This is a genomic window from Myxococcus sp. CA005 (assembly GCF_006518205.1).
Lineage (GTDB): Bacteria > Myxococcota > Myxococcia > Myxococcales > Myxococcaceae > Myxococcus > Myxococcus xanthus.
The window spans coordinates 1-13,752 of sequence record NZ_SRLV01000093.1; the positions used below are offsets into that span (position 1 = coordinate 1).

General features: G+C 68.7%; 9 protein-coding genes. 2 read left to right on the top strand and 7 right to left on the bottom strand.

All coding sequences use genetic code 11. From position 1 onward, the window contains the following. The 6 genes from FMQ63_RS30420 to FMQ63_RS30445 form a co-directional block, all read right to left on the bottom strand. Positions 1-1,070 (bottom strand): ArsA family ATPase (locus FMQ63_RS30420; protein ID WP_141276821.1); only part of this gene is annotated, 1,070 nt, incomplete at its 3' end. Between the two features lie 269 nt (positions 1,071-1,339). Continuing rightward, positions 1,340-2,794 carry a sigma-54 dependent transcriptional regulator gene (locus FMQ63_RS30425; protein WP_011554050.1) on the bottom strand — a complete coding sequence of 485 codons (1,455 nt, stop codon included), beginning with the start codon at positions 2,792-2,794 and terminating at the stop codon, positions 1,340-1,342. A 79-nt stretch (positions 2,795-2,873) separates the two neighbouring features. Next, entirely contained in the window at positions 2,874-3,611 is a 738-nt protein-coding gene (locus tag FMQ63_RS30430) for a HAMP domain-containing sensor histidine kinase (protein WP_011554051.1), read from the bottom strand. 176 nt (positions 3,612-3,787) lie between these two features. Further along, positions 3,788-4,240 carry a cytidine/deoxycytidylate deaminase family protein gene (locus FMQ63_RS30435; RefSeq protein WP_011554052.1) on the bottom strand — a complete coding sequence of 151 codons (453 nt, stop codon included), beginning with the start codon at positions 4,238-4,240 and terminating at the stop codon, positions 3,788-3,790. A 96-nt stretch (positions 4,241-4,336) separates the two neighbouring features. Further along, complete coding sequence (locus FMQ63_RS30440) at positions 4,337-5,215, bottom strand: serine protease (protein ID WP_020478340.1); 879 nt, start codon at positions 5,213-5,215, stop codon at positions 4,337-4,339. Positions 5,216-5,337: 122 nt separating this feature from the next. After that, positions 5,338-7,584, bottom strand: coding sequence for a PrkA family serine protein kinase (locus FMQ63_RS30445; RefSeq protein ID WP_011554054.1), 2,247 nt, complete (start codon positions 7,582-7,584; stop codon positions 5,338-5,340). Between the two features lie 273 nt (positions 7,585-7,857). Here FMQ63_RS30445 and FMQ63_RS30450 point away from each other — a divergent pair, with 273 nt between their 5' ends. Further along, positions 7,858-9,378 (top strand): Hsp70 family protein, encoded by a 1,521-nt coding sequence (locus FMQ63_RS30450; RefSeq protein WP_011554055.1) that lies wholly within the window; start codon positions 7,858-7,860, stop codon positions 9,376-9,378. Positions 9,379-9,469: 91 nt separating this feature from the next. Here the strand turns inward: FMQ63_RS30450 and FMQ63_RS30455 are convergent, their stop codons facing one another. Beyond that, complete coding sequence (locus FMQ63_RS30455) at positions 9,470-11,539, bottom strand: response regulator (protein ID WP_011554056.1); 2,070 nt, start codon at positions 11,537-11,539, stop codon at positions 9,470-9,472. A gap of 68 nt (positions 11,540-11,607) precedes the next feature. On the opposite strand from FMQ63_RS30455, the gene FMQ63_RS30460 reads away from it, so the two are divergent. Further along, positions 11,608-13,749: a carotenoid oxygenase family protein gene (locus tag FMQ63_RS30460; protein ID WP_225909299.1), complete on the top strand. Its 2,142-nt coding sequence runs from the start codon at positions 11,608-11,610 to the stop codon at positions 13,747-13,749. Positions 13,750-13,752 lie beyond the last annotated feature (3 nt).

Here is a 13,752-nt window from a genome sequence, read left to right on the forward strand (position 1 = left end):
ACCCCGCCCTGCCCCACGAAGAAGATGAGCCGCGTGGGCGGCAGCGGCGGCGCGGCGATGGGCGGCATGGACGGCGCGCGCACCAGCGCCGGAGGCCCTTCGGCCGCGGCGAACTCCAGCGCCTTGGTCTCCTTGCCAGCGGCCCACGCCTTGGCGAACAGCGCCAGGCCATCCAGCCCGCGCGGCGCCACTTCACGCCGGCCCAGCAGGTGCACCGGCACCGTCTTGTCCAGTGCCTGGAACTTGCGGACGTGGGGGGCCTGTAGGCCGCGACGGCCCTGGCACGCGGGACAGCCGTCCTTGTCCTCGATCTGATTGACGACGATCTCCGTCACCGGCAGCCCGCGCTCGCGAAGCTGGGTGAAGAGCATGCGCGTCTGCGCCTCGGGCACCGGCTCCGCCAGCGCCACCAGGTGGAAGGCCGTGCGCGCGGGGTCCTTCAGCAGCGCCAGCAGCTTCTCCGCCTTCTGCCCCACCTGCTCCAGGAAGCCGGGCGCCTCGGCCGCGGCCGCCGCCTTCTTGCCCTTCTTCGGCGGCGCCTCCGTCTTGTCCCCACCGGCCTTCACCAGGCCCAGGAACTTGCGCAGGCTCGTCGGCAGGTCGAACAGCCGCAGGGTGTGGCTGGTCGGCGCGGCGTCCACCACGATGCGGTCGAACTCCTCGCCCTCCAGCAGGTCCACCACGTGGAAGAGCGCCACCAACTCCTCCAGCCCCGGCACGGCCTGCTGGTACAGCTTGCCCATGTCGTCTTCCGACACGTGCGTGCCCTTCGCCGCGGCCTTCGACAGCGCTGGCAGGTAGGAGGCCAGGAAGGGCTTCATCAGCGCCGCCGGCTCCACTTCCAGGCCGTACACGCCGCCGTCTCCCTTACCCGGGACCAGCTTGGTCGCCTTGGCCGGGAGCTTCTTCTTCACCAGGTCCGACAGGGAGCGGACCGGATCCAACGACACGAGCAGCACCCGCTCCTTGGGCGCATCCTCCGACAGCCTCAACGCATATGCCGCCGCGAGCGTGGTCTTACCTACCCCGCCTTTGCCGCCGAAGAAGTGAAGTACTCGCGCGTCGCTCATTGCGTTGTGGCCTTCCTTGTGCCCCCCCGCGGCACCCGATGCACACTCCGGGGCGCCCGAATAGATTGGCGCCGCTGGAGTTGCCCGAGGCGTGGAACATGTACGGCCGGGCACTCCCTGTGGGTGGGAGACCCCCCAAGAATCCCCCGTCCGGAGGTCAAAAGTCAAGAATTGACGGGGGTTTCGCGGCGGGGTCGCCGCCTGGACGGGCGTCCCCTCCGAGCCAGGCCAAGAGCCCGGAACCCGAAGGGGATTTCCTACCTGTGAGGTCAGCGGATGACGAACGAGTTGGTGCCCATGGCCCCCATCGCGCCGTCACTCCCCTGCCCGCCCAGGGGGCCGCCGCCACCGCCGCCGGGCGCCTGTTGCGCGCGGGCCTCGGCCGCGTAGCGGTTGAGCTTGTTGTAGAGGGTCTTCTCGCTCACCCCCAGCACCTCGGCGGTGCGGGCCTTGTTGTTCCCGTTCCGCTGGAGGCTGCCCAGGATGTACTCGCGCTCCACCGCGTCCAGGCTCAGCCCGAAGGGCAGCCGGAAGGTGTGGCGCTCCGGGCTCTTGCCGGCCATGTCGGGCGGCAGGTGCTCGCGGGTGATCAGCTCCCCGTCGCACAGGATGACGGCGCGCTCCACCGCGTTGCGCAGCTCGCGGATGTTGCCCGGCCAGTCGTAGTTCTTCAGGACCTCCATGGCCTCCGGGTGCACGCCGCTGACGCGCTTGCCGGAGTCGCCGCGGAACTTGTCCACGAAGTGCTGCACCAGGATGGGGACGTCATCGCGGCGCTCGCGCAGGGGCGGCAGGTGGATCTGGAAGACGTTGAGGCGGAAGTAGAGATCCTCGCGGAAGCGCCCGTTCTTGATCTCCTGCTTGAGGTCACGGTTGGTGGCGCAGAGCACGCGCACGTCCACCTCGATCTCCACCTTGCCGCCCAGCCGGCGCAGCTTGCCCTCTTCCAGCACGCGCAGGAGCTTGGCCTGCAACTCGATGGGGATCTCACCCAATTCGTCCAGGAAGAGCGTGCCGCCGTGGGCCATCTCGAACACGCCGGGCCGCCGCTGATCAGCGCCGGTGAAGGCGCCGCGCTCGTGGCCGAACAGCTCGGACTCGATGAGCGTGGCCGGGATGGACGCGCAGTTGATGGCGATGAAGGGCTTGTCGCGGCGCAAGGACAGATTGTGCACCGCGCGGGACACCACTTCCTTGCCCGTGCCGGACTCGCCGCTGATGGACACGCTGGCCTTGGAGGGCGCCACCTTCTCCACCAGCTCGATGACCTTGCGCATGCCCACGGACTGGGCAATCAGGTCCGACGAGCCGAGCTGCTTCAGACGCCGCCGCAGCGTCTGCACCTCGCGCATCGTCTCTTTCTTCTCCAGCGCCCGGTCGATACAGACCTTGAGCCGCGCGGTATCCAGCGGCTTGACGATGAAGTCGTAGGCGCCCTCGCGGATGGACTCCACCGCGGCGTCAATGGTGCCTCGCCCCGTCAGGAAGACCACCGGGCAGTCCGGCAGCTCCTCCTTCAGGTTGCGCAGCAACCAGAGCCCATCCGTCTCCGGCATGGCCAGATCCGACAAGACCACGTCCGGCCGGAACTCGTTCGCCTTGCGAAGGGCGTCATGCCCGTCGAATGCGATCTCGACCTTGTGCCCCCAGGCACTGAGCATGTCCGCCAGCGCCTCACACGTGTCGCGTTCGTCATCCACGGCCAGGATTCGTGCGCTGCCCAAGTGAAGACCTCCCGTACTGCGTCGTGACGCGAAGTTGTCGTGACTCGAAATCAGAAGCCGGCCCGCCTGGATGAGACGCTCAGGCGCGGGAGAAACTCAGGCGGCACAGCCCCGCCCGGACGTGCAGGTCAACGCCCAACTGTGAACAGCGCAGTTGCAGCGCGGCCACGGCTTCGGGCAGGGGCTCGGGGCAGGCGCCGGCCGAATCCTCGACCTCCAGCACCGCGCTCGTCTCGTCCCCCCGCACCGTGACGCGGATCGAGCCGCCATTCTCCGCCCGGCGGAAGGCGCGCAGCAGCGTCTGGATGAGGAAGAAGCCCAGCTCCGACGTGTCCTGCAGACGGATCTGGACGCCCGCCTCCACCGCCGCCTGGACCTGGACGCGGCGCTTGCGGCCCTCGTGCCCCAGCACGCCCAGCGCCCGCGTGGTGGCCTCTGACAGGTCCGCCACGCCCGGCACGCCGCCTCGGAAGACGACGAAGTCGCTGAACAGCTTCAGGATGCCATCCACGCGCTGGATCTGATCGCGCATGGCCTTGAGGTTCTTCTCCTGCGACGGCGGCACGCTCCCCGTCTCCACCTTCAGCTTCTCCGACAGGACCTCCAGATGGATGGCCAGCGCGTTCAGCGGATTGCGGACGTCGTGCAGCAGGCTGTCCATCAGCGTGGGGACGGCCAGATACCGGGCCGCGCCCACCACGGGCTGCGGCGCGTCCTCAACAGAGGGTGCACTATTTGACATTGCTGTCGAGGTAACCAACTGGAACTCCTCGGGATTTTCCCTGTTCCACCCCCGCCGCCGCCCAACCGGAGCCAAGAGTTAGGGAGCCGTTCCCACATCGTCAACCCTGGGGCGGTAATTCTTGCCGGAAGTGGCAAATTCCCCATGCACGGCGCGGACTTACGTCCGCCCGCGAGTGTTTCTCAGGTGACGATTGAGGAGCGCGCGAGATCCGCGCGGAAATGCCCGTACTGCCCCGCGGTGCGGGGCGCTCAGACACCCGAGGCGGGAGGCCGGGCGGCATCGCCCAGACCCACCAGGTCCAGCTTCAGCCGGGCCGCGTACTCGAAGATGCGAGGGTCCCGGTAGAACTCGCCGAACACGATGCGCACCAGGCCCGCGTTGGCGATCAGCTTGAAGCACGGCCAGCAAGGCGAGGCGGTGGTGTAGATGGTCGCCCCGTCGATGCTGACGCCGTTGGTGGCGGCCTGGATGATGGCGTTGGCCTCCGCGTGGACGGTGGCCACGCAGTGTCCGTTCTCCATCATGTGGCCCACGTCATCGCAGTGCGGCAGCCCGCGGATGGCGCCGTTGTAGCCGGTGGACAGGATGGTCCTGCCCCGGACGATGACGGCGCCCACGTGCTTGCGATCACACGTGGCGCGCGAGGCCACCTGCGTCGCGATGTCCATGAAGTACTGATCCCACGAGACACGTCCGGCCATCCCACGCCTCCAGTCCGGCGGATGTACCCCGCTCGCGCGCGGTGTCGAGATTCCTGCCAGCCGGCCAAGGCGGACCTGGGACACCGCGCGAAGTCGCTAACGCCCGGCGGAGTGTGCGAGTCCACCCTCCGTCGCGGGCTTGCGCGCCAGCAGCCGGCCAAAGCCCTTGGCCTGGAGGAAGTGGCGCACCTTCGCGCTGGGTGCGGCGAACGTCTCTCCGGGCATGGGCACGTCGAAGCTGTAGTTCTCCTCCTGCACCTCGAAGTCCACCTTCGCGGTGCGGTAGCCCTCGACGATGGCCAGCAGCCGGCCCGTCGTCAGGCTGAAGATGCCGCCGCCCGACGCGCCGTAGCCGATGGGGGCGTCCGTCTTCACCATCTTCGGGCGCTGGGATGCCTTGTCCCATTCGACCTGGGACAGCATGCCGCCGGACAGCGACAGCGCGCGGCCGAATGGCGAGGCGGCCACCACCACGTCCTCGCCCAGCTCCAGCTCCGCGTCGTCCGCCAGCTCCACCGCGGGCAGGTCCAGCCCCGGCACGCGCACCAGTGCGAGGTCCAGGTCAGGCACCTCGCCCATCGCCACCACCTCGCCCCGGTGCTCCAGCGACTCCGCGCGGCGGTCCACCAGCACGCGCAGCTCCGGAGCCTCCATCCCGTCCATGGCCACCGCGTGTGCGTTGGTGACCACCCAGGCAACCGTGGCTCCGTTCGCGTCCCGCTCGGCGCCCACCACCACGCCCGACGCCGTGCTGAGCACCCTGCCCTGCGAGGCCAGTTGCAGCCGCACGTTGTGCGGGAGGATGCGCCGCACCTGCTCCTTGCGCGTCATGCGCGGCACGTCCGGCACCGCGATGACACGCTCGACGACGGGCGCCACCTGGGATGCGGGGGTGGCGGCGGCCGGCTGAGACGGGGCACCGGCGCACGACACGAGGGCGAGCAGGGCGGGGGCGCCCAGGAGGAAGCGGGTCATCGACTCTCCGGTCTGGGGGGGAAACGGATGCAGCCAGTACAACTCCCTGGCAGCCCCCATCATCCCGAGCCCTTTCCGGCTTTGAAAGCAGGCGTCCAGGCGGGCCCCGGACGCCTGCCCGGTCACGCGTAGCGCTTCTTCATCAGGAAGAGGATGGCGTCCTTCGCGCACGACTCGCAGTAGCCGTAGCGCTCCGCCATCGTCTTCAGCGTGCTCTGCACCTGCGTCTGCTCGCGCGCGGTGAGCTGGTTGCGGTCCTCGGACAGGTACTTGAGGACGTTCTCCTTGTTCTTGCGCAGCACACGCTTGCGCTCCTCGAAGTAGTGATCTCGCAGGCGCTTGAACATGTCCGGGAAGATGCGGCCGTAGTCCATGACCGCGTCCGGGTTGTCCAGCCGGTGCGCGCCGATGGAGGCGATGAGTCCCCGGCGGAAGTCGGCTGCGTCCTCGCCGCGCGGCATGATGATGACCTCCACCTCCACCATGCGCTGCTCTTCCGGCGCCTCCATCACCCCGGTGACGCGGTTGCGCATCTTCTCTCCGCGCACCCAGTGGCTGATGGTCTGGATGTAGCGCTCCACCAGCTCGCGGTACTGCCCCTCCGACACCAGGCCCATGGACTCGCGCACCTCCGAGTCCACCCGGTCCAGGTACTCCGCCTCCGCCAGCCGCACGAAGGCGTCATGGTCGTGGTAGCCGTCCACCACCTCCTGCAAGAGGAACTCGTAGACGCTCTTGTCCTTGCAGATGGCGGACAGCTCCTCCAGCACCGCCAGCGCGTTGAGGCACTTGTAGTCGGTGTTCTGCGCGGCATTGAAGAGCGCCGTCTTGATTTCGCGCGCGCTGGCGCCCGAGCGCCCCTCGTAGTTGGGGTACGCGTCCGACTCCGTGAACAGGTCCTCGCGCAGCTTGCGCAGCTCCTTGGTGTTGGCCAGGCTCAGCCGGTCCGGCGGCGCGCCCTCCTCGTAGAGGTGCAGCTTCTCCACCGGCGTCACCTGGTCGATGAGCTCCTTCACGTCCTGCGGGTAGCGGTCCGGAATGGGCTTCTTCAGCCGGGTGAGCACCGCCCACATGGCCGCCACCTCCGTGGCATGGGGCGCCACGTGCTTGCCCACGGTGGTGGAGGTGATCTGCGCGTCGTAGATCTGCTGCTCGGTGCGGTAGCGGCGCAGGTAGGGCACGCGCACCAGTTCGATGCGGCCCTTGAAGGACGCGAAGTCCGGCAGCTCCTTGAAGGCATTGAGGTGCTTCTCGTTCGCCGACGCGATGAGCACCTCGTCGAGCTGGAGGACGAAGGGCTCCAGCGGCACCTCGCCCGTCTCGCTGAAGCCCAGCAGGTACTTGAAGGCCTCCAGGGGCCGCTTGAGCAGGTCCGAGTACTCGATGAGGCCGCGGTTGGCGTGGACCAGGGGGCCGTGCGGCTCGAAGAGCACCGTGCTGTGCAGCGGCGCGGGCACGTTGAGCTGGGTGCGGTCCGCGGTGAGCTGCTGGACGACGGCGTCCACGCTCATCTGCGGCTCCACCGTCACCGTGCCCACCTGGTAGCGGCGCGACACATAGAAGCGCTCCACCTGGACGTGGCGCATCACCTTCAGCCAGTCCCCGCCGTAGGAATTGAGCAGCGCGGTGTAGATGCGGCGGCACTTGGAGCACAGCTCGCCGTCCCGCACGTAGTCGGACAGGATGAAGTCGCCACTCTCCCCGTCCCCGTTGCCCAGGCCCTTCTTCTTGAGCGCCGTCTCCAGCAGCCTGCGGCGCTCGCCGGGCGGGACGGCGAAGAGCGGGTGGTCCCGCAGCTCGCACGGCATTCGCAGGTCGATGGACTCCGCGTCCAGGTGCGCGAAGGTGGTCATCTCCCCACTGGCGGAGTCCCGCTCGCCGAAGCCGATGGAGCCCTTGATGAGCTTCTCCGACGGGAACACCCAGGCGAGCCGGTAGAGCGCGCCCTGGGGCAGCCGCGAGTACGCCTCCATGCCCGCCTTCAGGGCATTGACGAGCGTGGACTTGGCGCTGCCATTGGGCCCATGCAGGAGGATGAGCTTGTTGATACGGCCGGCCCGCACGAAGTTGCCGAGCAACCGGTAGATGGCGTTCTGCACCTCCTCCTGGCCCGCCACCCGGTCGTCCCGGTCGCTGCCGGGTACGTCGAAGACCTGGAAGCGTCGGATGGTGCCAGTGGGGTGCGGCACCGTGGTGGTGCCGAAGTGGTCCATCACGTCCCGCAGGTACTGCGCCGCGTTGCGGGCCTGGCCCTTCGGGTCGCTGAAGAAGAGGGAGAGATACTCCTCGAAGGAGAGAATCGACCGGTTCTTGACGAAGTCGGCGTTCACCTGCGCGCCCACTTCCTGCAGATAACCCTTCGCGTCCAAGTTGACTCTCCTCTGGTCCGTCGTCCACCACCAAGTTTTCCGCCCGGGCTACCAATGTCCAGCACCCCGGACGCCATTGTCGGCTGGGGCACGCGCTGCTGGCCACCGGGCGGGCACAGGGAGCGCTACGGCGCCCTCCAGGGGAAGCAGGGAGCCCGGGTCCGCATTCCCGGGGAGCAGCAAACGCCGCGGTGTGTGAACTCGCGCGCGGCGCGAGGGTGCGCTACGGTCTTTTCCTTCCTCTGCGGCCTACCCACCCGGAGTCCAAGCAAGATGCACAAGGAGCCCATCATCGGCATCGACCTCGGCACGACCAACTCGTGCGCGGCGATCGTCGAGGACAGCGGGAACGTCAAGCTCATCCCCTACAAGGGCGGCGAGTACACCATCCCCTCGATCTTCGCGATCGACGACAAGGGGAACGAACTCATCGGCTACGAGGCCAAGCGCCAGTGGCAGCTCAACCCGCGCAACACCGTCTACGGTTCCAAGCGGCTGGTGGGCCGAGGCTTCGGCAGCGAAGTCGTCGACACGATGAAGCAGGTCGTGGCGTACAACATGCGCCCCGGCAAGCAGAGCGACGTCATCCTGGACGTGGGGAAGAAGGAGTTCGCCCTCCAGGAGATCAGCGCCAAGATCCTGGGGAAGATCCGCGAGGTCGCCTCCAACTACCTGAAGATGCCCATCAAGCGGGCGGTGGTGACGGTGCCGGCCTACTTCAACGACCGGCAGCGCCAGTCGGTGAAGGACGCGGGCAAGCTCATCGACCTGGAAGTGGTGCGCATCATCAACGAGCCCACCGCGGCGGCGCTGGCCTACGGCGTGGGCAAGGGGCTGAAGGAGAAGGTCGTCATCTACGACCTGGGCGGCGGCACCTTCGACGTCTCCATCATCGAGATCCGTGACCGCGTCTTCGAGGTGAAGGCCACCGGCGGTGACGTCTTCCTGGGCGGCATCGACTTCGACAACGCCATCATCCACCACGTCCTCAAGGACTTCGCGGCGAAGACGGGCCTCGACCTCGCCACGGACCCGGTGGCGATGCAGCGCATCAAGGACCTGGCCGAGCGCACGAAGATCGACCTGTCCGCGCGCGAGGAGGTCCCCTTCAACATCCCCTTCATCACGATGACGTCCCAGGGCCAGCCCCTGAACATCGAGATGAAGTTCAGCCGGAAGATGCTGGAGCAGCTCACCAACCAGCTCGTGGACCGCACCCTGCAGATGGTGGCGCGCGTGCTGGTGGACTCGGGACTGTCCACCAAGGACGTCGACGAGGTCATGCTCGTGGGCGGCCAGACGCGCATGCCCATCGTCCAGGACCGGCTCACCAAGTTCTTCGGCAAGCCGCCCAGCAAGGGCGTGCACCCGGACGAGGCCGTGGCGATTGGCGCCGCGCTCTACGCGCACTCGCTCCAGGACGACACCAACCTGCGCATCCAGCTCCTGGACGTGATTCCCATGGCCATTGGCCTGGAGAAGGCGGGCGGCGCCTTCCACACCGTCTTCCCGCGCAACGCGTCCATCCCCAATGCCAAGCAATTGCTGGCCACCACCAGCATGGACAACCAGACCGAGCTCGCCGTGCGCATCTTCCAGGGCGACAACGAGCTGGTGGCCCGCAACGACATGCTGGGCGAGTTCACCTTCTCCGGCATCCAGCCCGGCCGCGCCGGCGCCGCGCAGGTGGAGATCACCTTCGACGTGAACGTGGAAGGCATCCTCACCATGCGCGCCCGCGACCCGGCGTCCGGCCGCGAGATGAAGACCACGGTGCGCGTCAGCAATGCCTGATTGAAGTCCCCTGCCCCGCTCCCGTGCGCAGGGAGCGGAGCGCCCTCGACCACCCCGGCCTTCCGCAGCACGGAACAGCGGGCGCGGCCCCTCAGCCGCCCTGCGTGGTTCCCCGGCCTTCTGCCGCCGCGTCCGGCGCCAGGAAGGCGGTCGCATCGTCGGGGCCCGGTGAGCCGTGGCCCTCGTCGCGGGCCAGCTCGAAGAGGCCCGTCTCCACGGGCGACAGGCGGAAGCGTGACGCCGCGCGCGCCTGGGCCCGACCGCTGACCAGCACCTGCCCACGCCCGGCCCTCGCCGCCAGCCGCGCCGCGGTATTCACCACGTCCCCCAGCACGGTGAAGTCCAGCCGGCCGGAGGCCTTCGCCCCCACGCTGCCGGCCACCAGGTCGCCCGAATCCAGGCCCATGCAGACGCCATGCGCGTACGGTGCGCCCTCGCCGCCACGCGACGCCAGCGCGCCGAGTTGCCGGTGGATGGCGTGGCAGGCCTCCAGCGCCAGGTCCACGTGCCCGGGGCCTCGGAAGACGGCCATCACCGCGTCCCCCATGAACTTGTCCACGATGCCGCCGCGCGCGAGCAACTCCGGGACAATGGCCTCGAAGTTGGCATTGAGACGGCGCAGGGACTCCGGCGGCGCCTCCTGGTGCAGCACCGGCGTGAAGGCATCCACGTCGATGAACACCACCGTGCCGTCCACCCACTCGCCCGCCATGGCATCCGAGCCCTGGAGCAACGGCGGCAGACGCTCCAGCACCGCGCCCGGGACGAACATGCGCAGCAGGCCGTTCTCCTCCGTGTAGCGCACGGTGCGGCGCAGCTCGCGCACGTGCTTCAGTGTCTTGACGAGCGTCGCCTCCAGATCCGGGAAGTCGATGGGCTTGGTGATGAAGTCGAAGGCGCCGCGATTCATCGCCGTGCGGATGTTGTTCATGTCGCCATACGCGGAGACGATGACCACCCGGGTCAGCGAGCTGATCTCCCCCACGCGCGACAGGAACGTCAGCCCATCCATGCGCGGCATGTTGATGTCGCAGAGGACGACTTCGATGTCGGGATGCTGGCGCATCTCCTCCAGCGCCTCCTCGCCGTCCGCGGCGAAGAGGAACTGGTAGACAGAGCGGCGGATCTGCTTGCGGAAGCTCTGCTCCATCAGCACGACGATGTCCGGCTCGTCATCGACGACCAGGATTTTCGCCGGGCGCGACGGCCGGCCCGCATCCACCGCGCTGGTGAGGGCGGAGGCCAGCTCGTGCGCGGACTGGAAGCGGTGCGCGGGGTCCACGTCCAGGGCGCGCGCGAAGAAGGCGTCCACCTCCATGCCCAGCTCCGGGGACAGGCTGGAAGGCGTCGCGGGCGGCGGCACGTTGCCCAGGCGCATCTGCCGCAAGGACTCCAGGGGGAACGGGTGCTGTCCGGTCAGCGCGCGGTACGCCACCACGGCCAGCGCCCAGAGGTCACAGCGGTGGTCCAGCCGCGGCTCCAGCCCTCGGAGCTGCTCGGGGCTCATGTACCGGGGCGTGCCGGCCATCTCCTCCTCGGGATGCGGCCGGGCCGCGCCGCCCGACATCAGCAGCGCCAGACCAAAGTCCAACACCTTCACCTGTTCGCCATGCTCCGTGCGCGCGAGGAACAGGTTGGCCGGCTTGAGGTCGCGGTGGATGACGCCCGCGGCGTGCGCGGCGGTGAGCGCACGGGCCGTCTGCGCCACCAACCGCTCCACCATGGCCAGGGACAGCCGGCCGCGGCGGTTCAACAGGGCCTCCAGGTCCTCGCCCACCAGCCACTCCATGACGATGTAGGGCGTCTCACCGGAGAGGTCGCAGTCGTGAACCTGGATGACGTGGGGGTTCTGGAGGCGGGCAATCGCCTGCGCTTCCCATTCGAACTGCCGGCGAGCCAGGGGCGCGGGCGCGCAGTGGGCCGCCATCAGCTTGAGGGCCACGCGGCGCTGGAGCTTGGGATCCAACGCCACCCAGATGGTACCCATGCCACCGCCCGCCAGCCGCCGCTCCAGGACGTAACGGTCGCCAATGACTTGTCGCTCGGAGTGGGAGTCTTCGACCATGGGAAGCGGGAAGTGTCTCACACCGGCCCGTCGCAAGGTACTGCGGGCCGCCCTCTCCCGCGGCAGCCAGCCGCGCGGCGTCGACCGGTTTGTCACAACGCGCGTGCTACGGTCCCCGCCCCCATCCCGATGCGGCGCTCACTCACCCAACCTCCGGAGGCGTCATGCCCGAGACTGAATCCGTCCTGAAGCACCCCGCCCCCGCGGCGACCGAAGCGCCCCCGTCCCTCTCGCGTGAGGCGGACGGCCATGCGCTCCCCGGTCTGCACGTCCCACCGGGGCTCAGGCCTGGCATGCCACGCAACGCGATGACCACCAGCCCGGTGGAGTACGTCAACGAGCCGCTGCGAGTGCTCGTCGGCACGCTGCCAGAGGACCTGCAGGGTCACGTCTATGTCGCGGGGCCCAGCGTGCACGCGGGCTCACCGGCCCTGGCCTCGGACGGGCTCGTGCTGCGCCTGGACTTCCAGGTGGGCGGCGCCCGGTTCACCTCCGCCACCATGCGCACCCCCTCGCACTACGCGCGCCAGCAGGTGGACGCGGGCGCGACGGCGCGAGGCCCCCTGACGCGGCTGCTCAACCGCTTCCGCAAAACGACGCTGGCGGACGTGTCACTCACGCTGGGCCCGCAGGAGACGCCCAACACGGCGCCCTTCCTGGTCGAGGGCGAGCGGATGCTGCTGGTGACGACGGACGCGGGCCGCCCGTGGGCCATCCACCCCAAGACGTTGAAGGCGTACACACCGCTGGGCTACCTGCGCGAGTGGAACCGCGCCCTCCCCACGCCGTGGGCCTTCCCCCTGCTGCAGAGCACGGCCCACCCGGCCTTCGACCCCGCCGAGCGCCTGGGCCCACGCATCAACAAGGACCGGCCCCGCCTCTTCTTCACCAACCACGCGCCCAAGTGGCCCCTGGGCGCCGGTTACACGCAACTGGTGAGCTGGGACACGGAAGAGAACCGGCTGAACCACTGGAAGCTGATGGACGCGGCCACGGGTGAGCCGGTGGTGGCGTCGTCGCTGCACCAGATCGCCGCCACGCGGGATTACGTGGTGCTGCTGGACTCCAACTTCCCGATCAACTTCTGGCAGATCGCCGCGCAGGCGGCGGTGCCCTTCCTGCCGCGGGTGCAGCGCGCGGTGGAGTGGCTGACAGCGTCCCCCGCGGCCCCACAGGCGGTGTTCTGGGTGGTGCGGCGAGCGGACCTCCAGACGTCACCCGGGACGCTGGACCCGGAGAATCCGCCGTTCGTGTCCGCGCACCGCTTCCAGGCCGGAGGCGGCGGGCTGCACTTCGCCGCCATCTACGAGAACCCCGACGACGTCATCACCCTGGTCGCGGCGCACTCTCCCACCGAAGACCTGTCTCATACACTGCAGCCGGGCGAGCTGCTCATCAATGGCAACCGCGTGCAGGACTGGCAGGCGGGAATGCCCACGGCCGTTCCCGTCACGCGCAGCTCCATGGGGGTGCACCGCATCGACATGAAGCGGCTGCGCATCCAGTCCAATCTGTATTCGCATGACGACTTCACCTGGGGCCTGACGGTCTTCTCCAACGCCGGCCTGGTGAATGGCGAGTTGGAGGCCCACTTCCGGCTGCTGGGCCACGTGATGAACGCCAAGTTGCCGACGAAGGAGCTGGCGCTCTACCTCAACTCGGACGGCTTCACGGCGGACATGGTCCCCGAGGCGCTCTACCAGCTCTACAAGCCCGTCGTCGGGGACAAGTCCGCGCTGCCCATCCGCGATGGCCGCGCGGCGAGCTTCTGCAAGTTCTTCGTCGACTCCGGCCGCTTCGAGGGCTACGTGCTGCCCACCGGTTGGTTCGGCTTCGCGCCGCAGTTCGTCCCCAGCGCCCGGTTCCCCCAGGTGCCGCACTGGAAGGGCTACGTGGTGGCGCTCGTCGTGTCGGACCCGACGCCGGACCTGCCTGAGAACTCCACGGGCGACGAGGTCTGGATCTTCGACTCCGAGGACCTGGCCAAGGGCCCCATCTGCCGGCTGGGCAGCCGCAACTTCGACGTGGGCATGACGCTGCACACCACCTTCCTGCCACCGGGCCTGGCTGACCTCCTGGAAGGCCAGCCCCCGGGCAACGTGGCCCCGTACTGCGTGGACGTGCGGCAGGACCTCGACATGGACGCCATCGAACGGACGTACCTGGAGTGGCCCCAGACGATGCTCCCACGGGTGCCCCGCGTGCTGTTCGCCCCGTGGCGCCTGGGCGTGAAGTGGGCGTTGAACTTCCCGAAGCTGCGTCAGGTGCTCCAGGAGGACGTGTATCCGCACTTCCCGCGCAAGTGACTG